Below are 24,706 nucleotides of genomic sequence, written 5' to 3' on the forward strand. Positions count from 1 at the left end.
ACTAATGCCGTTCAGTTAAGGCATCAAACACTACCGTCATTCCCGCGCAGGCGGGAACGACGGTGGTTAACTGAACCGTATTACGGTGGAGGACAGGATGCCGGCGCCGACTCCGGCGAGCCGCGCATGATACGCGTATTGCGATGCGGCCGGCATCGCGCGAGCGCCATTTCACTCAGCCGTGGCCTGCCTGGCCCGGTACGTCGATCCAGATGGTCTTCTGCTCGGTGTACTGGTCATGCGCCCAGATCGATTTATCCCGGCCGCCGAAGCCCGACTCCTTGTAGCCACCGAACGGCGTGGTGATGTCACCCTCGCCGAAGCAGTTCACCGTCACCACGCCCGCACGGATTTCCCGCGACAGCCGGATCGCGTGATTCAGGTTGCTCGTATAGACCGAGGCCGCGAGTCCGTAGACGGAGTCGTTCGCCAGCGCGATGGCTTCGTCCACGCTGTTGAAGGTCGTGACCGAAAGGATGGGACCGAAGATCTCTTCCCTGAACAGCTTGCTGTCCTGGCCCACGCCGTCGACCACCGTCGGCTCGACGAAAATGCCGCCCGCCGTGCCGCCGCCGAAGGCCACGCGCAGCTGCTCGATGCCGGCCTGCTCCAGATACGAGCGCACCTTGCCGAAATGGGCTTCGCTGACCAGCGCACCGATCCGATGCTCCGGATCGAGGGGATTGCCCATCTTCCATTCGCGCATGTGGACACCGATGCGCGACAACAGCGCATCCTTGATGTCGGCATGGACGATCAGGCGAGACGAGGCCGAACAGTTCTCGCCCATGTTCCAGAAGGCACCGTTGACCACGTGCTGCGCGACGACATCGAGATCCCCGACATCGCTCAGCACCACCGCGGGATTCTTGCCGCCGCACTCAAGCACGATGCGCTTCAGGTTCGAATCCGCCGCGTACCTGAGGAACAGCCGGCCGGTAGCCGTCGAACCGGTGAAGCTGACCATGGAGACATCCATGTGCATCCCCAGCGGCTCGCCCACCTCCTTGCCGCCGCCAGGCAGCACATTGAACACGCCGGCGGGCACACCGGCCTCATGCGCAAGCTCGGCCACGCGCAATGCCGTCAGCGTGGTTTCCTTGGCGGGCTTGACGATGATCGAGCAGCCCGCGGCCAGCGAAGGGCCGATCTTCCACGCCAGCATCAGCAGCGGGAAGTTCCAGGGCAGCACGAGGCCGACCACGCCGATGGGCTCGCGCACTACCAGCGACAACGCGCCCGCCCCGACCGGTGCCGTGCTGTCGTAGATCTTGTCGATCAGTTCGGCGTGCCAGCGGATCGTATGGATGGTCTCGGGAATGTCGGTGTTCTGGCATTCGCGGATCGGCTTGCCGCTGTCGAGGCTTTCCATCACCGCCAATTCATGCGCGTGCCGCTCCACCAGGTCGGCAAAGCGCAGCAGCACGGCCTTGCGCTCGGACGGGGAGCGGCGGTGCCAGCGCCCGTCCTCGAATGCGGCCTTGGCCTTCGCTACCGCGATGTCGACATCGCGCGCATCACAGGCCGCGATACTGGCCAGCACTTCGCCGGTTGCGGGATTGGTGGTCTGGAACGTCGCGCCCGACACCGCGGGCACCCAGGCGCCATCGACAAACGCCTGCGTCGGCAGTGCGATATCCCGGGCGATCGCGGCATATTCCGCTGCTGTCAGTAGCCGCGCCATCAGACCTTCCCCTCGACGACCGCAGCGACATCCTGCCTGAGCCTGGCAACGATCGCCTGCAACGCGTGCTGCTCGTCTTCGTCGAGCCCCTGCAGCGGCGCACGGACGCCGCCCGGGCGCAGGCCTGCGAGCTGGCAGCCGAACTTGATGGACTGCACGAACTTGCCACCCTCCAGGAAGTCCATCAGCGGCAGCATCGCAGCCATGATGCGGCGGCCCTTGTCGAAATCCTTCTCGACAGCACAGGCCTCGTAGAGCGCGATATGCTCGCGCGGGATAAAGTTCGAGCCGGCGCAGACCCAGCTGCGCGCGCCCCAGGCAAAGAACTCCAGCGCCTGGTCGTCCCAGCCGCACGAAATATCGATGTTCCTGAACTCCGTGGCCAGCATATGCAGCTGTGCCGCCTGGCCCGAGCTCTCCTTGATGGCCACGAAGTTGCCGGAAGCCGCCGAGACCGTGCGGAAGAACTCACGGCCCATCGACACGCCCATCCGGCCGGGGTAGTTGTAGAGCATGACGGGCAGCCCGGCGGCGCGGTCGACGGCGAGCGCGTGCGCGGCGTTTTCCTGCTCGGTGGGCAGCGCGTACGGCGGCGAGCCAACCAGGATGGCATCGGCGCGAATGGCCCTGGCCGCCTTCGCATACTCGACCGAATCCTCGGTGCGCACCGCGCCCGTGCCGACAACCAGCGGCACGCGCGTGCCGATGACCTCCCTGGCCAGCGCGGCAAGGTCGAGGCGCTCCTGCGCCGTATGTGCGTAGTATTCGCCGGTCGAGCCCCCGATGATGATGCCGTGGACCTTGGCTTCGATCAGGGATTCGAGGACTTCCGCAAAGGCGGTGTTGTCGATCTTGCCTGCCGCCGTCAAAGGCGTAATGGCAGGGGTATAGATGCCTTCGAATTTCATGGTTTCTCCGTGGAGTCAGGAAGGAGTTTGGTAAGGGGGAGCGGCTTAGCGATTCAGTGATGCCGCTTCCTGCAGGCTGAGCGAGCGCGTTTCCGGAGCCAGCGCCAGCGATACCAGCAGGCCGAGCAGCGTCACACCGGCGGCAGCGAACATCGTGTTGCCGATGCCGATGCTTTGCAGCGAGATGGGCACCAGCCACGTGCCGACGGCTGCGCCGATGCGTGACAGCGAGGCGCCCATGCCGACCGCGGCCGAGCGGATCTCGGTGGGGAACAGTTCATTCGGATAGACCAGCTGCAGTACCTGGGCGCCGCCGATAAAGACCGCATACGCGCCGAACAGGACCAGCACCAGCAACTCGGCACCGTCGGAGAACACGCCCAGCCCCAGCAGCGCAAGGCCGGACCACAGGAAGCTATGGATCAGCATGCTGCGCCGGCCGATGACATTGATCAGCCGCGTGGCGATGATGCAGCCCACCACGAACAGCAGCGTGATGGCCACCGAGCCATACGATGCCCACGCGCCCTTCAGGTTGAGCGCCTGCAATACCGTCGGCGCGAACGCATACACGGCAAAGACCGGAATGACCGAGCAGCTCCAGAACACCGACACGAAGAACATGCGCTTGCCGTAGCCCGAGTGCAGCAGGCTCAGGAGCGATACCTTTTTCTCGGCCGGCTGCTCCGGCAGGTTCCGTAGCGAGAACGACGGGCCATAGACCTTCCTGATGACGCGCTCGGCCTCCGCGGTGCGCCCCTTGCTCAGCAGCCAGCGCGGCGATTCAGGCGTGCCGATGCGCAACAGCAGCAGCACCACGCCGATTGCCGCCGGACTGGCCAGGACCAGCCGCCATGCGTCGGGCCGCCCGCTGTCCAGGACCATGTTGCCGACGATATAGGCGAGTGCGGCACCGGCGAACCACAGGATGGTCAGCATCGCCAGGCGCGGGCCGCGGTACTTCTTCGGCATGAATTCCACCAGCAGCGACCCGGCCACCGGATATTCAAAGCCGACACCCACGCCGATCAGGAAGCGGAAGAAAAACAGCGCCACGCCCGAATCCGCCCAGAACTGCGCCACCGAGCACAGCACGAAGATCGTCGGCCCGAAGAAATACAGCTTCTGCCGGCCCAGCTGCCCGGTCAGCAGGCCGCCAAGAAATCCCCCGAAGAAGATGCCAAGCAAGGCGGAGGCCGCGATCATGCCTTGCCAGAAACTGCTCAGTTCGAGCGCGGAAGACAGTGGCACCATCGCCACGCCGATAATGCTCAGGACATAGCCGTCCAGCACCCAGCCGCCGCCGGAGCGCACGCTCAGCAGCTGGTGGAAGCCGTTCAACGGCACGTCTTCGATCGATACATTGTTTGCCACGCCTTGTCTCCTGCAATGCCCGGACCGCCTGGTGACATGCGGAAGCCGAGTCTTTTTGATGAAAGCCGAGGGTCCTGGAACCCATGGATAGACGATCAGATCTCCCTGCCCGCCCGCCGCTGTCCCAGCCAGAGATTGGCGTTCACGCCCATGGACAGGAACGGCTCGGGCGGATTCCTGTTCGGCCCCGGCGATGACAGCAGGAAGTCGATCAGGTCATTGCGCTCGCCCGCCAGGTAATCCGCCAGCAAGGTCCCGGTCACCGTGCCGCGCGTCACGCCCAGGCCGTTGCAGCAAAGCGCGCCGTACACGTTGGGAGCGAGCTGGCCGAAATGGCCCATGTGGTTGCGCGAGAGCGCCAGCGAGCCGCCCCACGTGTATTCGAATTCGACGCCGGGCAGCATCGGGAACCGGCGCTCGAAGGATTCGCGGTGGGTCCTGACAAAGCGGTCCAGGTATTTCTGCTGGCTGCGTCCGTCGCGATTGAAGCTGAAGCTGTTCCTGACCAGGATGCGGTTGTCGTGGGTGCGGCGCAGCGTCGTCCCGAACGGGTCCGCCGGGATCAGGCCCCAGAACGGCTTGCCGCCGAGGCGCGCCTGCTCGGCCTGCGTCAGCGGCCGGGTCAGGCTTGCATAGGTGAAGATCGGCAGCATGGTCCCTTGCAGGAAGCCGAAGCGCATGCCGAAGGCGTTATTCGTCAGGATCAGCTGGTCCGCAACGATGCGGCCCTGCCGGTGCGACAGCACGATCTTTTCACCGTAGTCCACGTCGGTGATGGCCGTGTGCTCGTAGAGCTCCACGTTTGCAGGAAGGCTGTTGGCCAGACCCTTCACCAGCGCCGCCGGCTGGATCAGCGCGGTGCCGGGGGTGAACAGCGCCTTGCGATAGTAGGATGTGCCGATGTGCTCCGGCAATGCCTCGCCTTCGATCATCTCGTATGGCTGGCCAAGCTTGTCGAGACCCCGGCGATACGCTTCGAGTACCGCGACACCGCGGTCTTCGATCGCTGCCTGGTATTTCCCGGAGTTCCGGAACTGGCAGTCGATCCGGTGTGCCTCCACCAGCGAGCGGAGGATCTGCTGCCCGGTCAGGTTCAGCTTCAGGCTGGTCTTTGCCGTTTCGATCTCGCCGATATAGTCGTCGGCCCCGATGTCATGGGGCAGGTCGATCGCAAAGCCCGCATTTCGCCCGGACGCGCCCAATCCCACCTCCTGGGCCTCCACCAGCACCACCCTGTCGCCCGGAAAGTTGAGCGCCAGTTGCCGGGCCGCGGCGAGGCCGGTGAATCCCGCACCGATTACCACCCACCGCGCCCTGGTCTCTCCCGAATGCGATGGCATCGGCTTGCGTGGCTGGCTCAGATGAAACCAGCCGCATGTCGAATCGTCGGCGGGAATGGAAGTTACTTTGGTCATCTCGAAAACTCGCTGTCGCCCTTGTCTCCACCGCTCGCGCTCCGGCGCCAAAGCGCGTGTCGTAGTCGTCGTGGTAACTGTCTACAAATTGTAGACATAGAATATTCATACGATAGGCATGCCGCCATCAGGGTAAACACGGCAGCAAAATGTCATACGAGATACTTATGAGGCATATTTATCCCGGCAAGTCGTGCCGACGCTGCTCCACCCCGCCGGCTGCTATAAAATGTCTACGATTGATAGACAAAGGCGATGAAAATGGCGAAGACAAAGGCAGCCGCCGAGAACGAGTCCCAGCTGGCCGATCCCTCCGTGGACCGGAAGGCGCTGCTGAGCGAAGCCCTGCGCAGGCGCATCGTCAGCATGGAGATGGCGCCGGGCGCCGTGGTGGACGAACTGGCGCTAAGCGAAGAGTTCGGCTTGTCCCGCCCGCCCGTTCGTGAACTGATGCGGCAGATGGCGGCCGAGGGATATATCGAGCTCGAGGCCAACCGGGCGGCGCGCGTGTCGTCGATGAACCACCAGTCGCTGCGGAACTTCTTCCTGGCCGCGCCGCTGATCTACATTGCGACCACGCAACTGGCCGCGATCCATGCGACCCATGCCGAGATCGATGAACTGAAGGCCATCCAGCAGCGATTCCGCGAGGCCATCGAACAAAACGATGTCGAAAACCGCGTGCTGTACAACGACCAGTTCCACCTACAGATCGGCAAGATGGCGCATAACCCCTACCTGATGCCCAGCCTGCGCCGGATCCTGATCGACCATGCCCGGCTCGGCAAGATCTTCTACCGCCATCCGACCACGCACGACATGGAGGCGGATCTCGGCAAGGCGGCCGGCCAGCATGACCAGATCATCGACGCGATCGCGCGCCATGATGCGCAAGCCGCCGGCGACATCGTGCGCGCGCACATGGACCTGTCCCGCCGCCGGATGACGGAGTACGTTGCGCCGGTTGGCGTGGAGGTGCCGCTGGCGTTCTGATGCCTGCCGCACGGCACGGCTAGCGGCACAGCGCCATCAGCTGCACCCACGCCAGCGCATGCGCCGGATCGAGCCACGCCGCCAGTGCCGCCGCACACATGGCCGCGAGGCCCAGCGCCGACAGCCATGCACCGAGTGCCGGTCCGCGGCGCGGCGTCATGTCCGCGCCGGCGCGAGGCCCGCCCTGACGATCTGCCGGTCGTCGATCGGCCAGTGCAGCGCCGCGGCCAGCACGCCCAGCACCATGGCGCCGAACCAGACCGGGTCGTACGAGCGCGTCAGCTCGAACACCAGTCCGCCCAGCCATACGCCGAAGAACGATCCCAGCTGGTGGCCGAAGAACACGAAGCCGAACAGCGTGGCGAGATAGCGCACGCCGAACACCTGCGCGAGGATCCCGTTGGTCAGCGGCACGGTGCCCAGCCACAGGAAGCCCATCACCGCGCAGAACACGTACAAGGCGGGCGTGCTCAGCGGCGTGCTCAGCGGCAGCAGCAGGAACAGAGCCATCGCCGAGGTGCGTGCGAGGTAGATGCCGGCGAGCAGGTACTTCTTGCTGTGGCGCCCGCCCAGCAGTCCGAACACATAGATGCCGGCCACATTGGCGAGCGCGATGATGGCGAGCGCGGCCATGCCGTCGGCCGGGCGCATGCCGCGATCCAGCAAGTAGGCGGGCAAGTGGCTGGCGATGAACGCCAGCTGGAAGCCGCAAGCCAGGAAGCCGAGGTTCAGCAGCCAGAAGCCGGAATGGCTGAAGGCCTCGCGCACCGCGGCCGGCAGCGGCAGTTCGCCGGCCGCCTTGGCTTCATCGCCGCCGGGCGCCGGCGCGGCGGCGGCCCGATCCTGGAAAGGCAGCGCCAGCGGCAGCACCACCGCCAGTGCCACGGCGAGGACCAGCAGCGTGGCCGCCCATCCCGATCCGGCCAGCAACCCCTGCGTAGCGGGCACCAGCGCGAACTGCGCGATGCCGCCGACGGCGCCGGCCAGGCCCAGCGCGCGGCTGCGCTGCGCGGCGTCGGTCATCCGGCTCAGCGCGCCGTACACCACGCCGAAGGTCGTGCCGGACAGCGCCATGCCGATGCACACGCCTGCCGACCAGACGAAGCCCGGCGACGTATCCGCCTGCGTCATCCCGTACAGCCCCACGGCATAGAGCGCCAGTCCGCCGGCCATCACCTTCCATGAGCCGAAGCGGTCGGCCAGCATGCCGGTAAAGGGCTGTACCAGTCCCCAGGTCAGGTTCTGCACCGCCATCGCAAAGCCGAAGGTCTCGCGGGTCCATCCGCGCTCGCCGATGATGGGCAGCAGAAACAAACCCTGCACGTGGCGCACGCCCAATGCCAGCCCCATCAGCAGCCCGCCGGCCAGCACGAGGGCCCACAACGTTCGCCACCACGGCGTGGCGGCTTGCGGCGAAGCGAGGGCGGCGGACGAATGCGGCAGGCGGGTGGTCATGACGGCCCCTTGGCGGACAGTGGCGGAAGATCGCGCCAACAGGCGCGGGATGGCTCTATTGCAGCCGCCCCCGCGCCGTGCCTCAAGCGATCATTCTGTCGTTTTGCCATGCGTGCTGCGCATGGCAAAGACATTGCGGATCGTGCTGTAATGGGGTTTCGCGCGTCTGTCCGCCGTGTCTGCCAGGAGGCCCTCGCATGTCTGTCCCGCTCGTGCGGCTGTTTCCGCTCGACCTGCTCAAGGGGTTCGTCGCCGTCGGCCGGCGCATGAGCATCACCCAGGCTGCGGATGACCTGTGCCTGACGCAGTCGGCCGTCAGCCGGCAGATCCACGCGCTGGAAGCGCAGCTGAAGGTGCCGCTGTTCGTGCGCAAGCATCGCGGCGTGGCCTTTACCGCCGAAGGCGAACGGCTGTTCCGCAGCGCCGACAGCGCGCTGCAGCAGTTGCAGGACGTGGTCGCCGAGGTACGCCGCATCGAGGGCCAGCGGCCGGTCACGGTCACCGCCAGCATCGGCGTGACCGGCTTGTGGCTGCTGCCGCGGCTGGGAAGCCTGCAGAAGACGCATCCGCAGCTGGACGTGCGCCTGTCCGCCAGCAACCGCCTCAGCGACCTGCGTGCGGAGGGCATCGACCTCGCCGTGCGCTATTGCCGCGACGCCGCGGCGCCGCCCGGTGCCGTGCGCCTGTTCGGCGAGCATATCGCCCCGGTCGCCCACCCTTCGCTGCTGCGCGAGGCGGACACGCACGATGAGCCCTTGCTGCGCCTGCCGCTGCTGGAATTCGACGATCCCCGCCCATGGCTGCAGTGGCGCAGCTGGCTGGAGCCGGGCGGGTACCACCAGGCGAGCCAGCGCGGCATGCTGCGCTTCAACCAGTACGACCAGGTCATCCATGCCGCGCTGGCGGGCCAGGGCATCGCACTCGGGCGGCTGGAACTGGTGCGGCCGCTGGTCGATGGCGGCCAGCTCGTGATCGTGCCGACGGCGCTGCAGGCACCGCCGAGTCCGAACGCGTACTGGCTGATCCATGCCTCGGACCAGCCGCGCGAGGATGTCAGGCGCGTGGCCGAATGGATCTGCCGGGAAGCCGCACACACCGTCAGGACGCCCGGCCGCCCCGCAGCCATGTGAACCATGGCGGGCCGGCGCGCCGAGAATGCGGCGGTGCTTCGACCTGGCACAACGCGGGGCCGGCGCCATGCAGCGCGGCGATGAACACGTCGGCGTCGCCATGCAGGCGGTAGCGCTCGCCGGGCGCGAGCATGACGTCAGGCGACGGCTGGTCGCGCGCCTCGAAGGTCAGCCACAGGCTGCCTCCACGGCAGACCAGTTCGGCGCCGGCGCGCAGCCGCAGGCGCCGGCATTCCGCTTCCAGGGAAAGCATGCATGAGGACATGAAAGGCTCCGGTTGGCCTTTCCATTGTGCGAACCGGTGAGGTGGCCTGCCATGAGCATTGCATCGGCGTGGCATGCCCGGCCGGCATGCCACGCACGCCGCCTGCCCCGCCCTCAAAACCGATGCCGCAACCCCACGCTCACCGACCTGGCATCGTCGCCGCTGCCCGGATCGATCGCGATGCTGTTGATGCTGGTACTGCCGCCCGCGCTGTTATGCACCCATACCGCCCGCAGGTACGCCGTGGTGCGCTTGCTCAGGTCGTGGTCCCACCCCACCGTCATCGCCAGCGGCCGTTCCCCGCCGCCCAGGATCTGCCGCTTGACCGCCGCCGCCTTGAAGGTGTCGCGCGGCGTCACCGTCCAGCTGAAGGTCACGCCATAGTGGCGTGCCGACCGCGTCTCGGGCCGGTTGCTGCTCGCCATGCTGTACAGCAGGCCCACTTCCACCGGCTTGAAGCGATAGGATCCGCCGACAAAGTGATTCGACGTCAGCGTCGGCTCCACCGGCACGTTGGCGCCGGTGTACATGCCCTGGTAGCTGTAGAACGCGTAGACGTTGCCGGCCTCGTACGTCGCGTTCATGCCGAAGTTCAGCCCCGAGCGCGGCGACCCCGGCACCTCGCCCGGCGCCACCGCTGCGCCAAAGGCGAAGCCGCCCCATTTGGGCGAGAAGTACTGCACCGCGTTGTCGAAGCGGGCACCATAGGCCACGTGCCCGGTGCCCTGCGACGCCGTGGCGCTGAGCAGGTTGAACGGCGACACCGCACCGTTGAGCAGGAACGGGTCGAGCCGCAGCAGCGCATAGAACGACGGCGTGTACTGGCGCCCGAGGCGGAACTCGCCCCAGCCGTCGGACAGCCCGAGATAGGCCTGCCGCCCGAACAGCCGGTTGTTGCCGAAGAACTCGGTGCCGGTGTCGATGTTGAAGCCCGATTCGACCAGGAAGTTCGCCTTGAGCCCGCCCCCCAGGTCCTCGATGCCGCGGATGCCCCAGCGCGATGCCGCTTGCTGGCCTTCCCGCATCCGCACCACGCTGTCCGACCCCCTGGCGTATTCGATCGAGGCATCGGCCACGCCGAACAGCTGCATCGTGCCCGCGGCCGCACTGCCGGCGGCCAGTGCCGCCCCAGCCATTCCCATTGCCATCCACTGTCTAGCCTTCACGCTGCCTGTCTCCCGTCCTCGTTGTTGTCATCGTTGTTGTCTGTCATCGTTGTTGTCATCGTGTGCTGCCTTCACTGCGCCTTCACTGCGCCTTCACTGCGCCTTCAGTCCCGCCACCCTCACCACGTCGCCCCATGCCGCCAGGTCCGCGCTGACGAGCCTTGCCAGGTCGGCCGCGCTGGTCGGCGTGGCCGGCTTCAGGTTCATCGCGGCGAAACGCTCGCGGTCTTCGGGCGATTGCAGGATGCGATTGACCTCGGCGTTGAGCCGCGCGACGATCGGCGCGGGCAAGCCTTTGGGCCCGAACAGCGCGACCCAGCTGGCCTGCTGGAACGGCACGCCCTGCTCGGTCATGGTCGGCACCTCGGGCGTCGGCAGCAGCCGCTCGGGGCCCGACACGGCGATGCCCCGGATGCGGCCGGCCTTCAGGTGCGGAATGGACGAGATGGAATCGGTGATGCCGATGGTCACGTGGCCGGCCGCCAGGTCGTTGCTGCACTGGGTCGCGGTCTTGTAGGGGATATGGCGCAGGTGGATGCCGGTCTTCGCCTTCAGGTACTCCATCGCCAGGTGGCCGCCCGAGCCCACGCCCCACGAGCAGTACGCCAGCTCGCTCTTGCTGGCCTTCACATAGGCCAGCAGTTCCTGCAGGTTGCGCACCGGCACGCTCGCGCCGACGGCGAGCAGGTTGCCGCCGGGCGCGCTGGGACGCGCGATCGGCGTGAAATCCCTGACCGGGTCATAGGGCAGCGACGGCGTGGTCCACGGATTCACCGTCAGCGTGGCGGAATAGGTGAACAGCAGCGTGTAGCCGTCGGGAATGGCGCGGGCCACGGTCTCGCTGGCGATGATGCCGTTGGCGCCGGGGCGGTTGTCGATCACGACCGGTTGCTTCAGCGCGGTGGTCAGGCGTTCGGCGACCAGCCGTGCGGTCTGGTCGGTCACGGTGCCGGCGCCCGAGGGCAGCACCATGCGGATCGGTCGGTTCGGGTAGGCGGCCTCGGCGTGCGCGCCGGTGGCGCCCGCCAGGGCCAGCGCCGCGGCGAGGGCCGAGCAGGCCCGGCGGGCGCCGCGGGCGCCGCGGGCGCCGCGGGCGCCGCGGGCGCCGGTTTGATGGCTGAACATGCTGCTGTCTCCGTGCGGCGCATTGGCCGCGCTGTGCCGGTACGTTGCCGGCTTGTTGCGAAACGGGCGCTCGCCGGCGCCCTGGGCAAAGGGTCAGGCGGGATCGGCCTCCGCAAGCCGCTCGTAATGCCAGTCGGCATCGCCGAACAGGTTGGCCAGCGCTGCCAGCCGCTTGTAGCAGTGGCCGATCTCCATCTCGTCGGTCATGCCCACCGCGCCGTGCAGCTGCACCGCATCCTCGCCGAGCGCCCGGCCCGCGACCGACACGAAGGCCTTGGCGAGCGAGACCGCGCGCCGGCGCGCCGGCGCATCGCCGTGCAGCGCCGCGGCGGCCGCCTCGGTGATGGCGCGCGCCTGCTCGACGCTGACATACAGGTCCACCAGCCGGTGGCGGATCACCTGGCTGGCGGACAGCGGGCGGCCGAACTGCTCGCGCGTCGTCACATAGTCCTGCGTCAGCTCGAAGGCGCGGGCCATGGTCCCGACCGCTTCGGCACAAGCCATCGCGATGGCATGGTCGATGGCGGCTTCGACCAGCGGCCAGGCACGGTCCACCGCGCCGATACGCGCGCTGTCCGGCACGCCGGCGCGGCGCAGCGTCACCGTCGCGGTCTGGCGGCCGTCGTAGGTCGGCAGCGCTTCGACCTGGATGCCGCGCATGGCGGCGGGCACGGCGAACAGCGTCAGGCCGTCGCGGTCGCGGCGCGCGCCGCCGGTGCGGGCCAGCACCAGCAACACATCGGCGCTGCCGCCGCCGAGGACCAGCGTCTTGTGGCCATCCAGCGTCCACTGGCCGGTGGCATCGCCGTGCTGCCGCGCCGTGGTGCCGACGTCGAAGGCGTCATGGCGCCCTTGCGGCTCCCACGCGGCCAGTGCCAGCAGCGTGCGCCCTTGCGCCATCGCCGCGGCGGTGGCCACATGCGTCGGATCGCCGCACGCGGCCAGCAGCGGCGCGCACAGCGCAGTATTGGCCAGCCACGGTTCGGCGGGCTGCGCGCGGCCCAGTTCCTCGGCCAGCAAGGCCTGGTCGCCGGCATTGCCGAGGCCGCCGCACGCTTCGGGCAGGCCCAGCGCCAGCCAGCCGAATTCCGCGAAAGCCTGCCAGTGCCGGCGCGAGAAGCCGCCCGGTTCGGCCAGCGCCGCGCCACGCTGCGCAAAGCCGTAGTCACGCTCGACATAGCGCCGCACGCTTTCCTGCAGCATGCGGCGATCGTCCTGATCGTCCTGATCGCCCTGAAGGTTGCTCATGGGGTTGATTCCTGTTGCAGCGGTGCGCGGGCTAGAGGCCCAGCACCTGCTTGGCCAGCAGCTCGTGCTGGATCTCGCTGGAGCCGCCGGCGATGGTGTAGCCGCGGGTGACGAAGCGCCGGGCCGATGCCGCCGCCGCATAGGCGGATTGCCCGGGCTGCGGCGTTGCCGGCTCGAAATGCGCGGCGCGGTCGTAGGCCAGCGTGCCGGGCCCGAGCGCGTCGACGGCCAGGTTCTCGATGTCCTGGATCAGCCGGCTGCCCAGCAGCTTGAGCATGCCGGTCTCGGGGCCCAGCCGTGCGCCGGCGCGCGCCCGCTGGCGAAAGCGCAGCACGGTCGCGGCCAGCGCTTCCAGACGCACCTCCAGCTCGCGGTACCGGCGCGCAAACCACGGCCGCAGCAGCAGCGGCTGCCCGCTCTCCTCCAGCTCGGCGGCGATGGCGCGCACCTTGGCCAGCCGGCGCCGGTTCTCGGCCACGCGCGCCAGGTTCAGGCGCTCGTGCTCCAGCAGCGACTTGGCAATGGCCCAGCCGGCGTTCTCGTCGCCGACGCGGTTCTCGACGGGCACCTCGACGTCATCGAAGAACACCTGGTTGAACAGGTGCCAGCCGTGGATGCCCACCAGCGGCCGCACGCCGATGCCGGGGCTGCGCATGTCGACCAGCAGGAAGCTGATGCCCTGCTGCGCGCGCGCCCCGGTGTCGGTGCGCACCAGGCAGAAGATCCAGTCGGCGTACTGTGCGTACGAGGTCCAGATCTTGCTGCCGTTGACCACGTACACCTCGGTGCCGTCGGGGCGGGTCTTGCGCACCGCGCGCGTCTTCAGCGAGGCCAGGTCGGAGCCGGCGTTGGGCTCGGAATAGCCCTGGCACCACCAGTGCTCCAGGTTGAGGATGCGCGGCAGGAAGTATTGCTGCTGCGCCGGCGTGCCATAGCGGATCAGGATCGGCCCGATCATCTCGATCGAGATGCCGCCGGTCTCCGGCGCGTGGGCCAGCACCAGTTCCTCCTGGAACGCGGCGCGGCGCTCGGCGCTCCAGCCCTGGCCCTGCCAGTCGCGCGGCCAGTGCGGCGCGAGCCAGCCGCGTTCGGCCAGCCGGCGCTGCCAGTCGATCATCTCGTCCTTGCTCACTTCCAGGCCCAGGCGCACCTTCTCGCGCACGCCATGCGGCAGCGCCTGCGCGACGAACGCGCGCACCTCGCTGCGGAAGTCCCGCAGCGAGGCTTCGCTGTCGGGGATAACGGATTCGCTCATGCGGGGTCTCGCTTCAGTGATGGAGTGCGCGGCGGGTGCTGGCCGCGCGCATGCCGCTCTTGATCGCGGCGACGCCGTCGGCCGGGAAACCGGCAATGGTCGCGGCCAGCTCGCGCGCGCGGTCGAGCACCCGCGCGTCGCCGGTGACTTCGGTGGCGATGCCCAGCCGCAGAAGATCGGCGGCGGGCACCCGGTCGCCCAGCAGGCACAGCCGCGCCGCCACCGCTTCGGAGTGCCGCAGCGCGAGCCACGCCGCATTGCGCGGCGCGGCCATGCCGAGGCGGATTTCGCCGATCTGCAGGAAGGCGCCGGTGCCGCAGACGAGCAGGTCGCCGGCCAGCGCCAGCGCCGCGCCACCGTTGACCGCATGGCGCTCCAGCGCCACGATCCAGGCCTTGCGGCTGTCCCGCAGCGACAGGTGTACCCGCTCCCACACTCGCGCAAACCCGGCCATGCCTTCGGGTTCCGCCTGCAGGGCCTTCAGGTCGAGGCCGGAACAGAAGGCGCCATCGGCGCCGCGCAGCAGCACGGCGCGCGTTGCGGTGTCGGCGTTGATGGTGTCGATGGCATCGGCCAGCGCGCGCGCCAGCGCACCATCGATGGCGTTGCGCTGCGCGGGCCGGTTCAGCACCAGCTCGGTCCAGCCGGCGTGGCGCACCAGCAGCACTGGCACCGTGGACAGGGCTTCGCTCATGCCGCCTCCCGCTGTTCGCAGCCGATGGCACCGGCGCAGGCCAGCTCGCCGATTTGTGCAGCGTCGTAGCCGAGCTCGGCCAGCACCTCGGCAGTGTGCTGGCCGAGGCGCGGCACCGCAGCCATGACGTCAGCGTTCATGCTCGCCAGCGTGAACGGCAGTCCCGGCAGTTCCAGCTGGCCGCCCTCGCCGTTGCCGACCGTGCGCAGGATGCCGCTGGCACGCACGTCGTCGCTGGCGCCCACCTGGTGGTAGTCGCGCACCACGCCGACCACGACGTGATGGTGCTCCAGCAACGCCCGCGCGGCATCGCCACCGAGGTGGCGCAGCGCCTCGTGCAGGATCGCCAGCAGCGCGGGACGGTTCTGCACGCGCAACGCATTGCTGGCAAAACGCGGGTCATGCGCCAGCGCGGGCTGGCCGATGGCCTGGCACAGGCGGACAAAATGCTCGTCCAGGTAAGCCGACAGCACCACGTGGCCGTCAGCCACCGCGATCACGTCGGCCGCGGGCGCGGCCCTGGGCTGGCTGTTGCCGCTGCGCACCGGCAGCGCGCCCGAACACTGGTACTCCGCCCACAACTGCGCCTGCAGCTGCACGCCGACCTGCAGCAGCGAGGTCTCGATGGTCTCGCCCATGCCGGTGCGCAGGCGGCGCAACAGCGCGGCAAGGATGGCGTTGGCAGCGGCCAGCGCGGTGGCCGCGTCGATCAGCGCGAAGCCCGCCTTCAGCGGCTGGCCGCCGGCCTCGCCGGTGACGGACATCATGCCGCTTTCCGCCTGCGCGGCGATGTCCAGCCCGGGGCGCGAGCGCGACGGTCCGCGCGTGCCGAAGCCGCTGATCGCGGCATAGACCAGTTCCGGCTTCGCTGCGCGCAGGGTGTCGGCGTCGAGGCCCAGCGCTTCCATCACCCCATGGCGCGTGTTGTGCAGCACCACGTCGCTGGCCAGCGCCAGCCGGCGCGCCGCCTCCGTGCCGCCGCTGCTGCGCAGGTCCAGTGCAATGCCGCGCTTGCCGCGGTTGTACGCGAGGAACATCGGGCTCTGCGGGCTGGTGCCGTCGAAGCGCCGCGCGCTGTCGCCGCGCAGCGCCTCCACCTTGATGACGTCGGCGCCCAGGTCGGCCAGCATCATGGCCGCGCCCGGCGCCGCGATGAACTGCCCGAACTCCGCTACCCGTATGCCTGCCAGGGGCAGGTCTTGCCGGCTTGCCATGCGATCCACTCCCGTTGCGTTGATGCGGAGGAATCATGCGGCAGCGGCACCATTTGCGGCAGATGCCAGGATCGCAGGGGCGTAAACCCACGGTTAGCACCGCGGGTCATCCCATGCTTCACCGCCGCCCTAGCGTGCCGCGCGACAACCGGGAACTGCCGCGCAACGCCGGCTGCTAACCACCGGTTCACACCGCGTCAGCGTGGCCGGCTCCCGCACCGCATCGGCGCTGGCCCGGCGGGCAAAACGCGTGAGCTTGCGGGGAGTTTCCCCAATCCCCATGCGCCAGCTGCTTGCGCGACATTGCCGTCAGCGCAAGCCGCATCCATTCATTCGCTCAGGGAGTCACGCATGCAGGATTTCGAGGACAGGCCCGTCGCGCTGGTGACGGGCGCCGGGATCGAACCGATCGACGACGGCGTCTGGCTGTTGCACGGGCAGGGACAGAGCTTCGTCGCCGACGTCGGCGGCGGATTGCTGGTGGTCGACAGCGGCCCGGGCGGCCGCATCACCGCAGGCATGATCGAGGCGCTGCGCACGCAGACCAGCCTGCCGGTGCTGGCGATCTGCTACAGCCACGGCCATATGGGCTACAACGCCGGCTTGCAGCAATGGCTCGACCATGCCGCCGCGCGCGGCGAGCCGGCACCGCGCGTGCTGGCCCACGTCAACGTGCTGGCGCGCCAGGCGCGCTATCGCGAGACCGCGCGCATGCAGGAGCGGATGGCGGAGATCCAGTTCCGCCGCCCGGCCGGCGCGCTGGCGGGCAAGCTCGGCCACACCACGCCGGCCGAGACCTTCGCGGATGGCCTGACGCTGGGCCACGGCGAGCGCCGCGCCGAACTGCTGTGGGCGCCCTCGGAGACCGACGATGCCATCGCGGTCTGGCTGCCGGGACGGCGCGTGCTGTATGGCGGCCCGGCCGTGATCGATTCCATCCCCAATGTCGGCACGCCGTTCCGCACGCTGCGCGATACCGTGCGCTGGGCGCAGACGCTGGAGCGCATGGCCGCGCTGCAGCCGCGCACCGTGGTGCGCGAGTTCGGGCCCTCGCTACATGGCCAGGCGGAGTGCGAACGCGTGCTGGGCCAGACCGCCAGCGCCCTGCGCTGGCTGCGCGCCGAGGTAGTGCGGCTGATGAACGCCGGCTGCAACGAGCGCCAGATGCTGGCCGCGCTGAAACCACCGGCGGAGCTGTTCGAGCAGCCGTGGATGCGGCCGACGTACGGCGATCCCAGCTATATCGCGCGCGATATCTACCGTTCGGAAAACGGCTGGTGGGACCGCAACGCGACCACGCTGCACCCGGCCGCGCCGCAGGATGCCGCCGCGGAGATCGCCGCGGCGGTGGTCGACCACGGCGCGCTGATCCGCCATGCGCAAGCCCTGGCCGAACGCGGCGACACGCAGCTGGCGCTGCATGTGATCGACGTGCTGGCGCTGGCGCCGGGCGATGCGCCCGCGCTGGCCGAGGCGCGCCGGCTCAAGGCCGGGTGGCTGCGCCAGCGCGCCGGACAGGTCCGGAGCTATGTGTCGCGCAGCCTGTACGGCGCCGCCGCCGACATGCTGGAACATGGCGCCACCGATACCTTCGGCATCCACTGAACGCCTGCATGAGCGCTTGCATGTGGCGTGCGTGCCGCTACTCCAGCACCACGCCACTGGCCTTGATCACCGCCGCCCACTTGCGCACCTCCGCATCGATGAAGCGCGCAAAGCCGGCACTGTCGCCCGGCTCGGGCTGCAATCCCAGCGCCGCCAGCCTGCTGCGCATATCCGCGTCGGACAGCACCGCGCTGGCATCCTGGCTGAGCTGGCGCACGATCGCCGCGGGCGTCCCGGCCGGCGCCATCAGGCCGAACCAGCCGTAGCCGGTCACGCCGGGATAGCCCTGCTCGACCAAGGTGGGCGCATCGGGATAGACCGGCGTGCGCTGCTCCGACGCGACCGCCAGCACCCGCAGCTTGCCCGCCTTGATAAACGGCAGCGCCGTCGTGATGGCGGTCAGCGTGGCATCCACCCGGCCGGCCAGCAGCTCGGTGTAGGCCGTGGCGTCGCCGCGGTAGTGCACGTTCAGCACCTTGAACTTCGCCTGGGCGCCGAACAGTTCCGCCGTCAGGTGCGGCCCGGACCCGGCACCGGGCGAGGCAAAGGTGACGCCGTCCGCTTTCGCGCGCGCCAGCTTCACGAAATCCGCGACCGAACGTGCCGGCGAATCCGCCTTGACGATCAGGAACACCGGCCCGAGCACGCGCGGCCCCACCGCGACGAAATCCTTGTGGATGTCGTATTGCTGCGGCAGCCCGGCCGCCGCATTGATGGCAAACGGCGCGGCGGCCCACAGCAGCGTGTAGCCGTCGGGCGCGGCGCGCGCCAGCGTTTCGTTGGCCACCCGGGTGCCGGCGCCGGGCTTGTTCTCGACCACGAACTGCTGGCCGTACTTGCGGCTCAGCGCCTCGGCCAGCAGCCGCGCCGAGGTGTCGTTGGACCCGCCCGGGCCATACGGGGAGATCAGCCGCACCGTGCGCGCCGGATACGCCTGCGCCAGCGCGGCCAGCGGCGCCAGCGCGGGCGCCGCGCCCAGCAGCATCACGTCACGCATGCGGGCCAGCACGTCCCTGCGCGATATCTTGTCAGCAGCCATCGTCATGCCTCCGCGGCCTGGATGCTCGGGTAAGAAAAGGTCTTGCCAAGGTGCGCCGCGCCCGGCACGTAGAGCCGCAGCGCCACGTAGAAGGGCCCTGCCGGCGCCGGCAGCCAGTTGCCATGGCGTGCCGCGTCGCGTGGGGCCGCGGCGCCCAGGTGCAGGCGCAGGCTGCCGTCCGGCTCGTAGCGCAGGCTTGGCGAGCGGTCGCCCAGCGAATAGCGGCCAATCGGGTTCTCCACCAGCATGCAGTCGCCCTTGTCGTACATGGTCAGCGACCAGAACGCGCCCACCTGCGGCAGCTTGCCGGCGGGGAACAGCAGTTCGTGCGGTGCGTTGCCATCGAGCGGGCGGCCGTGCGCATCGCAATCGGCGATGATGTACATGGCCTCTTCCATGCCGAGCGCGCCGATGTAGTTGCGCGCCACCTGCGCGCGCTCGGCATAGCGCGTGCCGAACGACGCGCCGATCTCGACCGGCAAACTCCAGCCTCCACCCAGTGCGGAAGGCATCGGCCGGGCCAGTTCGGCCAGGACCTGCTCCATGGCAGCGGCCAGCAGCGCCACCTGCGTTTCCTTCAGCGGCACGCCCTCGCTCGCGGCGCCGAGGCCGAGCGCGGCGAAGGCCCGCACAGTCGCCGCCTCGTCCGCGGGCGGCGGGTTCTCGCGCAGCGCGCGGTTCACCACTTCGGCGTAGCGCCGCACCTGCTGCGGCGACGCGCCGAGGTGTTCGTTGGGCTGCATGCCGACATCGTACGCGCGCACCGGGTCGCTGCCGTCCGGCAGCGTCAGCCGGAGGCGGTCCTGCAGCGCATGCACCGCGGGCAGGTCGTCCGGCCCGTCCACCAGCAGCCGGCCCAGCAGCCACACCGCATCGGTCGGACAGGCGATGGCGGTGGCGCCGGCCGGCGCTTCGCCCTGCCAGCCGGGGCCGTGCAGCAGGAAGCGCCCGGCCTGCGTGCCGCTGGTGCGGCTGCCGATGTAGCCAAACGGGTTAGTGTAGAAATCGAGCAGCCCGAGCACGTAGTAGCGGCCGGCGCTGTCCGGCACCTCCAGCAGCAGCGGTCCCTGCGACAGGTCCAGCCAGGCATTGCTGTAGAGCGTGTCGTTGTTGGGCGTGACCACCTGCCGGTGCTGCGGGCCGAGCAGCTGGCGCGTGTGGAAGAACTGGTTGACCCAGCGCAGCGTGCCGTCCGGCCGCGCGTCGGCAAACGCGCCTTCGCGCCGGCGGCGCGGGCAGGTGGCGGCGCGCATGCGCGCCATTTCGTAGAGCGGCAGCGTGTACAGCACGGCCTCGCGGGCCAGCGCGGCCGTGTGGGAATGTTCGGGGGATGACGTCATGGCATCTCGCTCCTCAGGCAATCCGGCGCACCGGCGGAATGCGGTACTCGCCCGCGATAAAGGCCGGCGCCGGATGGTACAGGCGCAGGATCAGGTAGAACGGGCCCGCAGGTGCAGGCAGCCAGTTGTCGGCCTGTTGGTTGGCCTGTTCGGGCCGCCGGTGCGAGATCGGGATCACCAGGCTGCCGTCGGCCTCCATGCGCAGGCCCGGCGTGCGGTCTCCCACGGCATAGCGGCCGATCTCGTTGGCGCTGAAGAAGCGGTCCTCGCCATACAGCGAGACCGACCAGAACGCCTGCGCCGGCGGCAGCATGCCGGGCGGGAAGCGCAATTCGTATGCGTGCGCGCCCTGCAGCGGCTCGCCGTCGGCGTCGAAATCGGCCATCGCATAGATCGCTTCGTCGGCGCGCAACGCGCCGAGGCCCTTCATCGCGGTGCAGGCGCGCTGCAGCCAGTCGTCGCCATAGACGCCCAGCTTCAGGCTGTAGCCCCAGCTCTTGCGGCCCTGGCTGCGCGTATGGGCCTCGATCAGCTGCATGGCCTGGCGATATGCGCTTTCCAGTCCGGCGCGGACTTCCGCGCGCAAGGCCGTGACGTCGATCTCGCCCTCCAGCTTCAGGCCGGCCTTGCGCAGCAGCGTGAACACGCCCAGTTCGCGTTCAGTGGGCGGGTATTCGCGCAGCGCGTTGAACAGGTTCTGGAAGAAGTCGAGCGCCTCGTTGCCGGTATCGCGCCAGTCGCGCACGCATTGCGGCATGGCCTTGCCCGGCGCGTCGAGCGCAAAGCCGCTTTCGAACGCATGCGCCGCGGCCAGGTCCTCCGGTCCCTGCACCAGCACGCGGCCCAGCAGCCACACCAGCGAGGTCGGACAGGCCACCACATGCCCACCCTCGGCGTGCTGGCCCGGGCCAACCAGGGTCACCGTGCCGCCTTCGGCCGGCACGTTGCGCGGGCCCAGGTTCTCGAAGTTGTTGGTGTAGGCATCCAGCAGCTCCACCACGTAGTAGCGGTCGCACTGCGGCAGCGGCGGCACGCGCAGCGTGACCGGCCCGTCGGCCAGGTTGGCCCAGCCGCAGAAGTAGAGCAGGTCATTGGCGGGCGTGACGACGTCGCGGTCTTCATGCGTCCACTGGCGCTCGCTGGCCGACAGCGTGTTGACCGGGGCGCGGCCATAGCCGGTGGCCTCGCTGACCGCGGTCTGCACCTTGCAGGTACGGATCGTTTCGACCAGCGGATAGCCGTAGATCGCCAGCGGTATGGCGGCGGCGGCGACCAGCGCTTCCTGGCTGGAGCTGTAGACGGGTGCGGCGAAGAACTGTGGCGCGGGATGGTTCATGCAGGGCTCCGGAAAATGGGCGGGAATAGCGGTAATGCCGCTCAGTTAAGGTATCAACCACTACGGTCATTCCCGCGAAGGCGGGAATCCAGCGTCTTCACGTCCCCTTCGGGGATAAAGTCACTGGGTTCCCGCCTTCGCGGGAACGACAGTAGTTAACTGAATGGCATTAGCGGGAATAGTGGGAACGCCTGGCGGCTCATTCCTGGGCCGCGCCGCTCGACTTGACCAGCGCGGCCCAGGCGGGCACGTCGCTGCGCATCTGCGCGGCGAAGGCGCTGCGCGGCTGCGGGCTGTAGCGCATGCCGAGCGTGTCGGCCTGCGCCTTGATGGCGGGGTCGCGCATCACTGCAACCGTGGCGCGTTCGAGCTTGTCGACGATCTCGGCCGGCGTGCGCGCGGGGGCGAACAGCGCGAACCAGCTGTCCACGCCGAACGCCACGCCCGTCTCGGTAAAAGTCGGCACATCGGGCAGCGCGGGCGAGCGCTCGGAGCCGGTGACGGCCAGCGCCCGCACCTTGCCGCTGCGGATCAGCGGCAGCGTGCCGGCGAGATCGGACATGGCCACCGGCAGCGTGCCGCCCATCACGTCGGTCAGCATCGGGCTGACGCCCTTGTAGGGCACGTGGCGCAGGTGGATGCCGCCCAGCACGTTGAGGCTTTCGCCGGCGAGATGGCCGCCGGAGCCGTTGCCCCACGAGCCGTAGGTCAGGTCGGCGCCCGGCCGCCTGGCCGCGGCGATCAGCGCAGGCAGGTCGCGGCCGGCAAAGCCGGGGCCGGCGATCAGCACATTGCCGCCGTAGAAGAGCCGGCTGACGGGCACGAAATCGCGCAGCGGGTCATAGGGCAGCTTGGGGAAGATGGCCGGTGCGATCGCATGCGTGGCGGAGATGCCCAGCACCAGCGTGTAGCCGTCGGGCGCGGCGCGCGCGACCTGCGCCGAGCCGATGGTGCCGGTGGCGCCGGCCACGTTCTCCACCACCACGGTCTTGCCGAGTTCCTTCGACAGGCCCGCCGCCAGCAGCCGGCCGACCACGTCGGTGCCGCCGCCCGGCGGGAACGGCACCACCAGCCGGATCGGCTTGTCGGGATAGGGGCCGGCGTGCGCGGGGATTGCCGCCCCGCAGAGCGCCACGGCGAGTGCGCCGAGTCCGCGCAGCGCGATGCGCCGCGCCGGCAAGTGCTTGTGCCTTTGCATGCTTGTCTCCAGTCTTGTTCGAGGGACTGCGTCTTGCCGCGGGGCGGCGCCCGTCTGTGCGGGCATCCTGTCCACGGCGTTGCGAGCCATCGCTATGAAGCGGTGCGACGGTCCGGGCGAAGCGTGACCACCGCGTCGGCGGCGACCAGCCCCTGCGCGGTGACGATGAACGGATTGATCTCGAGCGTGTCCAGGCGCTCGCCCAGGTCGGCGGCGAGTTGCGATACCGTGGCCAGCACCTGCGCGGCAGCATCGAGGTCCACCACGGGGTTGCCGCGATGCCCTTCGCACAGCGCGGCGGCGCGGCTGTCGCGCAGCATGGCGCGCGCCTGTGCGCACGACAGCGGCGCCAGCCCGCAGGCGCTCTGGCGGAAGATCTCGACCGCCGTGCCGCCGATGCCCGCCAGCGCCACCAGCCCGAACACCGGGTCGCGCCGCACGCCGACCATCACCTCGCCCCAGCCGCGCACCATGCGCGCCACCAGCACGCCCTCGAACGGCACCGGCGCGCCGCCATCGGTACGCGCCTGCGCCACCGCCTGCGCCATGCGGGCGAAGGCGTCGCGCACCGCCTGCGCATCGGCGAGGTTGAGGGCCACGCCGCCGACATCGCTCTTGTGCAGGATCTCGCGCGAGCACAGCTTCACCACCACGGGATAGCCGAGCCCTTCGGCGATGCGCACCGCCTCGTCCGCATCGTGCGCGAGCCCGTGCGGGGCCACCGGCACCCCGGCGTCGGCGAGCAGGCGCATGGCCTCATATTCGGACAGCGCCGCGGCTTCGGGCGGCAGGCCGCGCGGCAACGCATCGCGCCGCGGCCCGGTCTCCGGCGACGTACCCCGGCCGGCCTCCAGCGCCGCCGCCCGCGCCAGCGTGGCAACCGCCTCGACCGCATGGCCCGGTTCGCTGAACACCAGGCAGCCGCGTGCTTCCAGCCATGCCCGCTTGTCGTCGTCGACGATGCCGGCGAGCAGCAGCGGTGCGGCGTGCGCATCCTCGCTCAACGCACCGATGGTCTGCTGCAGTTCCGGCCACAGCCGCGGCGCATTGGCGCCACCGGCCAGGAAGGCCGCCACGCAGCCATAGGCGCCGCTGCGCGCCACGCCCGCGATGGCATCCATGAACACGCGCGGCTGTGCCACCACCTGCCCCGTCACGTCGATGGGATTGGCGGTGCTGGCGAACGGGATCGCGGTGCGCAGCGCCCCGGCCGCGTCATCCGGCATCGGCGGCAGCGGCAAACCCAGCTGCTCGGCGCGATCGGCCATCATGATGCCGACGCCGCCCGACACGGTCACGATCGCCAGCGGCGTGACGGCGGCGGCGCCGCTGCCTTCCGGGCGCTGCCAGGCCGCCGGCCGCCGCCCGCGCGACAGCACGTAGCCAAGCCGGAAGAACTCTTCCAGCGTATGGGCCCGGTGCACGCCATAGGCATCGAACACCGCCTGGTAGACCGCATCCTCGCCGGTCAGGCTGGCCGTGTGCGACTGCGCCGAGCGCGCGCCGGCCGCGGTGGTGCCGACCTTGGTCACCACCACCGGCTTGCCCGCCGCGCGCGCCGCGGCCAGCGCCTGGCGCAGGCGCTGGCCGTCGCGGCAGCCTTCGATGTAGGCGAGGATCACGCGGGTGTTCGGGTCATTGGCCAGCCACTCGATCACGTCGGCCACCTGCAGCCCGGCCTCGTTGCCGGTGGTGACCCAGTGGCTCAGGCCCAGGCCCGCCTCGCGGGCCAGCGCATAGGCATAGGCACCGAAGGCACCGCTCTGGCTGACCAGCCCGACTTCGCCGACCGGCGGCACGCCGCTGAGCGGGATCGGCGAAAAGGTGGCGAACATGCGCTCGCGCAGATTCATCGCGCCCAGGCAGTTGGGCCCCAGCAGCGTCACGCCCGCATCGCGCGCACTGCGGGCCAGCATGTCCTGCATGCGCACGCCGCCCTCTCCGGCTTCCGCGAAGCCGGAAGTGAAGACCACCGCCGCGCGCGTGCCGTTGCCGGCCAACTGCGCCATCACGTCCTGGCTGGCGCTGGCGGGCACCGCCACGATCGCCAGGTCGACGGGCTCGCCGATGTCCGCCAGCGAGCCATAGGCGCGCAGGCCCTGCACTTCTGCGGCGGACGGGTTGACCGGATAGAGGCGTCCCGCGTAGCCCAGTTCGCGCAGCAGCCGGATCGGCATGCCGCCCACCTTGTCCGGCTGGGTGGAAGCACCGACCACCGCGATCGAACGCGGGTACAGCAGGGAATTCAGGTCAACCATGTGG

At 69.4% G+C, this 24,706-nt stretch carries 21 protein-coding genes; 3 read left to right on the forward strand and 18 right to left on the reverse strand.

Going from position 1 to position 24,706, the window contains the following annotated elements; genetic code table 11:
• Positions 1 to 175: 175 nt before the first annotated feature.
• From JTE92_RS08465 to JTE92_RS08480, 4 genes are all read right to left on the reverse strand, one after another.
• Positions 176 to 1,684, reverse strand: a complete 1,509-nt coding sequence (locus JTE92_RS08465; RefSeq protein WP_063241326.1) for an aldehyde dehydrogenase — start codon at positions 1,682 to 1,684, stop codon at positions 176 to 178.
• Positions 1,684 to 2,592: a dihydrodipicolinate synthase family protein gene (locus tag JTE92_RS08470; RefSeq protein WP_063241325.1), complete on the reverse strand. Its 909-nt coding sequence runs from the start codon at positions 2,590 to 2,592 to the stop codon at positions 1,684 to 1,686. Before JTE92_RS08470 ends, JTE92_RS08465 begins: the two co-directional genes overlap by 1 nt.
• Positions 2,593 to 2,637: 45 nt before the next feature.
• A complete protein-coding gene (locus tag JTE92_RS08475) occupies positions 2,638 to 3,966 on the reverse strand; it encodes an MFS transporter (protein ID WP_063241324.1) in 1,329 nt (442 codons plus the stop codon).
• Between the two features lie 95 nt (positions 3,967 to 4,061).
• Entirely contained in the window at positions 4,062 to 5,381 is a 1,320-nt protein-coding gene (locus JTE92_RS08480; protein WP_063241323.1) for an NAD(P)/FAD-dependent oxidoreductase, read from the reverse strand.
• Between the two features lie 261 nt (positions 5,382 to 5,642).
• On the opposite strand from JTE92_RS08480, the gene JTE92_RS08485 reads away from it, so the two are divergent.
• Complete coding sequence (locus tag JTE92_RS08485) at positions 5,643 to 6,374, forward strand: GntR family transcriptional regulator (protein ID WP_063241322.1); 732 nt, start codon at positions 5,643 to 5,645, stop codon at positions 6,372 to 6,374.
• Between the two features lie 19 nt (positions 6,375 to 6,393).
• Here the strand turns inward: JTE92_RS08485 and JTE92_RS08490 are convergent, their stop codons facing one another.
• Together JTE92_RS08490 and JTE92_RS08495 are read right to left on the reverse strand one after the other, a co-directional pair.
• Positions 6,394 to 6,534 (reverse strand): hypothetical protein, encoded by a 141-nt coding sequence (locus JTE92_RS08490; protein ID WP_157096937.1) that lies wholly within the window; start codon positions 6,532 to 6,534, stop codon positions 6,394 to 6,396.
• Entirely contained in the window at positions 6,531 to 7,829 is a 1,299-nt protein-coding gene (locus tag JTE92_RS08495; protein ID WP_063241321.1) for an MFS transporter, read from the reverse strand. Before JTE92_RS08495 ends, JTE92_RS08490 begins: the two co-directional genes overlap by 4 nt.
• Positions 7,830 to 8,026: 197 nt before the next feature.
• Here JTE92_RS08495 and JTE92_RS08500 point away from each other — a divergent pair, with 197 nt between their 5' ends.
• On the forward strand, positions 8,027 to 8,959 hold the full coding sequence (locus JTE92_RS08500) for a LysR substrate-binding domain-containing protein (RefSeq protein WP_063241320.1): 933 nt from the start codon (positions 8,027 to 8,029) through the stop codon (positions 8,957 to 8,959).
• Here the strand turns inward: JTE92_RS08500 and JTE92_RS08505 are convergent.
• The 7 genes from JTE92_RS08505 to JTE92_RS08535 form a co-directional block, all read right to left on the reverse strand.
• Positions 8,928 to 9,224 (reverse strand): DUF2917 domain-containing protein, encoded by a 297-nt coding sequence (locus tag JTE92_RS08505; RefSeq protein ID WP_232353431.1) that lies wholly within the window; start codon positions 9,222 to 9,224, stop codon positions 8,928 to 8,930. The two genes, JTE92_RS08500 and JTE92_RS08505, sit on opposite strands and share 32 nt — an antisense overlap.
• 113 nt (positions 9,225 to 9,337) lie before the next feature.
• Positions 9,338 to 10,372, reverse strand: coding sequence for a porin (locus tag JTE92_RS08510; RefSeq protein ID WP_063241318.1), 1,035 nt, complete (start codon positions 10,370 to 10,372; stop codon positions 9,338 to 9,340).
• Positions 10,373 to 10,483: 111 nt separating this feature from the next.
• Positions 10,484 to 11,515, reverse strand: coding sequence for a Bug family tripartite tricarboxylate transporter substrate binding protein (locus JTE92_RS08515; RefSeq protein WP_116386919.1), 1,032 nt, complete (start codon positions 11,513 to 11,515; stop codon positions 10,484 to 10,486).
• A gap of 93 nt (positions 11,516 to 11,608) precedes the next feature.
• Entirely contained in the window at positions 11,609 to 12,763 is a 1,155-nt protein-coding gene (locus tag JTE92_RS08520) for an acyl-CoA dehydrogenase family protein (protein WP_063241316.1), read from the reverse strand.
• A 31-nt stretch (positions 12,764 to 12,794) separates the two neighbouring features.
• The gene (locus tag JTE92_RS08525) at positions 12,795 to 14,018 is read right to left on the reverse strand and encodes an acyl-CoA dehydrogenase family protein (protein WP_063241315.1); all 1,224 of its coding nucleotides are present in this window, start codon (positions 14,016 to 14,018) and stop codon (positions 12,795 to 12,797) included.
• A 13-nt stretch (positions 14,019 to 14,031) separates the two neighbouring features.
• On the reverse strand, positions 14,032 to 14,712 hold the full coding sequence (locus JTE92_RS08530; protein ID WP_174544886.1) for an enoyl-CoA hydratase/isomerase family protein: 681 nt from the start codon (positions 14,710 to 14,712) through the stop codon (positions 14,032 to 14,034).
• On the reverse strand, positions 14,709 to 15,926 hold the full coding sequence (locus JTE92_RS08535) for a CaiB/BaiF CoA transferase family protein (protein WP_063241314.1): 1,218 nt from the start codon (positions 15,924 to 15,926) through the stop codon (positions 14,709 to 14,711). Before JTE92_RS08535 ends, JTE92_RS08530 begins: the two co-directional genes overlap by 4 nt.
• Before the next feature lie 351 nt (positions 15,927 to 16,277).
• Between JTE92_RS08535 and JTE92_RS08540 the strand changes: the two genes are divergently transcribed.
• Positions 16,278 to 17,531, forward strand: a complete 1,254-nt coding sequence (locus JTE92_RS08540; protein WP_063241313.1) for an alkyl sulfatase dimerization domain-containing protein — start codon at positions 16,278 to 16,280, stop codon at positions 17,529 to 17,531.
• A gap of 37 nt (positions 17,532 to 17,568) precedes the next feature.
• Here the strand turns inward: JTE92_RS08540 and JTE92_RS08545 are convergent, their stop codons facing one another.
• From JTE92_RS08545 to JTE92_RS08565, 5 genes are all read right to left on the reverse strand, one after another.
• Positions 17,569 to 18,570, reverse strand: a complete 1,002-nt coding sequence (locus JTE92_RS08545) for a tripartite tricarboxylate transporter substrate binding protein (RefSeq protein WP_063241312.1) — start codon at positions 18,568 to 18,570, stop codon at positions 17,569 to 17,571.
• A gap of 2 nt (positions 18,571 to 18,572) precedes the next feature.
• Positions 18,573 to 19,910 carry a DUF1254 domain-containing protein gene (locus JTE92_RS08550; protein ID WP_063241311.1) on the reverse strand — a complete coding sequence of 446 codons (1,338 nt, stop codon included), beginning with the start codon at positions 19,908 to 19,910 and terminating at the stop codon, positions 18,573 to 18,575.
• Positions 19,911 to 19,923: 13 nt separating this feature from the next.
• The gene (locus JTE92_RS08555) at positions 19,924 to 21,246 is read right to left on the reverse strand and encodes a DUF1254 domain-containing protein (RefSeq protein WP_063241310.1); all 1,323 of its coding nucleotides are present in this window, start codon (positions 21,244 to 21,246) and stop codon (positions 19,924 to 19,926) included.
• Positions 21,247 to 21,445: 199 nt separating this feature from the next.
• Positions 21,446 to 22,444, reverse strand: a complete 999-nt coding sequence (locus JTE92_RS08560; RefSeq protein ID WP_084254778.1) for a Bug family tripartite tricarboxylate transporter substrate binding protein — start codon at positions 22,442 to 22,444, stop codon at positions 21,446 to 21,448.
• Positions 22,445 to 22,536: 92 nt separating this feature from the next.
• A complete protein-coding gene (locus JTE92_RS08565) occupies positions 22,537 to 24,702 on the reverse strand; it encodes an acetate--CoA ligase family protein (RefSeq protein WP_063241309.1) in 2,166 nt (721 codons plus the stop codon).
• Positions 24,703 to 24,706: the final 4 nt, after the last annotated feature.

It is taken from the genome of Cupriavidus oxalaticus, from assembly GCF_016894385.1.
Classification (GTDB): domain Bacteria; phylum Pseudomonadota; class Gammaproteobacteria; order Burkholderiales; family Burkholderiaceae; genus Cupriavidus; species Cupriavidus oxalaticus.

What these genes read in the sequence shown, in the direction of transcription:
- JTE92_RS08485 (WP_063241322.1), top strand. Translation starts at nt 5,643, where the DNA reads ATGGCGAAGACAAAGGCAGCCGCCGAGAACGAGTCCCAGCTGGCCGAT.
- JTE92_RS08530 (WP_174544886.1), bottom strand. Translation starts at nt 14,712, where the DNA reads ATGAGCGAAGCCCTGTCCACGGTGCCAGTGCTGCTGGTGCGCCACGCC.
- JTE92_RS08495 (WP_063241321.1), bottom strand. Translation starts at nt 7,829, where the DNA reads ATGACCACCCGCCTGCCGCATTCGTCCGCCGCCCTCGCTTCGCCGCAA.
- JTE92_RS08470 (WP_063241325.1), bottom strand. Translation starts at nt 2,592, where the DNA reads ATGAAATTCGAAGGCATCTATACCCCTGCCATTACGCCTTTGACGGCG.
- JTE92_RS08520 (WP_063241316.1), bottom strand. Translation starts at nt 12,763, where the DNA reads ATGAGCAACCTTCAGGGCGATCAGGACGATCAGGACGATCGCCGCATG.
- JTE92_RS08535 (WP_063241314.1), bottom strand. Translation starts at nt 15,926, where the DNA reads ATGGCAAGCCGGCAAGACCTGCCCCTGGCAGGCATACGGGTAGCGGAG.
- JTE92_RS08510 (WP_063241318.1), bottom strand. Translation starts at nt 10,372, where the DNA reads ATGGCAATGGGAATGGCTGGGGCGGCACTGGCCGCCGGCAGTGCGGCC.
- JTE92_RS08505 (WP_232353431.1), bottom strand. Translation starts at nt 9,224, where the DNA reads ATGTCCTCATGCATGCTTTCCCTGGAAGCGGAATGCCGGCGCCTGCGG.
- JTE92_RS08545 (WP_063241312.1), bottom strand. Translation starts at nt 18,570, where the DNA reads ATGGCTGCTGACAAGATATCGCGCAGGGACGTGCTGGCCCGCATGCGT.
- JTE92_RS08480 (WP_063241323.1), bottom strand. Translation starts at nt 5,381, where the DNA reads ATGACCAAAGTAACTTCCATTCCCGCCGACGATTCGACATGCGGCTGG.
- JTE92_RS08525 (WP_063241315.1), bottom strand. Translation starts at nt 14,018, where the DNA reads ATGAGCGAATCCGTTATCCCCGACAGCGAAGCCTCGCTGCGGGACTTC.
- JTE92_RS08550 (WP_063241311.1), bottom strand. Translation starts at nt 19,910, where the DNA reads ATGACGTCATCCCCCGAACATTCCCACACGGCCGCGCTGGCCCGCGAG.
- JTE92_RS08515 (WP_116386919.1), bottom strand. Translation starts at nt 11,515, where the DNA reads ATGTTCAGCCATCAAACCGGCGCCCGCGGCGCCCGCGGCGCCCGCGGC.
- JTE92_RS08560 (WP_084254778.1), bottom strand. Translation starts at nt 22,444, where the DNA reads ATGCAAAGGCACAAGCACTTGCCGGCGCGGCGCATCGCGCTGCGCGGA.
- JTE92_RS08540 (WP_063241313.1), top strand. Translation starts at nt 16,278, where the DNA reads ATGCAGGATTTCGAGGACAGGCCCGTCGCGCTGGTGACGGGCGCCGGG.
- JTE92_RS08500 (WP_063241320.1), top strand. Translation starts at nt 8,027, where the DNA reads ATGTCTGTCCCGCTCGTGCGGCTGTTTCCGCTCGACCTGCTCAAGGGG.
- JTE92_RS08565 (WP_063241309.1), bottom strand. Translation starts at nt 24,702, where the DNA reads ATGGTTGACCTGAATTCCCTGCTGTACCCGCGTTCGATCGCGGTGGTC.
- JTE92_RS08555 (WP_063241310.1), bottom strand. Translation starts at nt 21,246, where the DNA reads ATGAACCATCCCGCGCCACAGTTCTTCGCCGCACCCGTCTACAGCTCC.
- JTE92_RS08465 (WP_063241326.1), bottom strand. Translation starts at nt 1,684, where the DNA reads ATGGCGCGGCTACTGACAGCAGCGGAATATGCCGCGATCGCCCGGGAT.
- JTE92_RS08490 (WP_157096937.1), bottom strand. Translation starts at nt 6,534, where the DNA reads ATGACGCCGCGCCGCGGACCGGCACTCGGTGCATGGCTGTCGGCGCTG.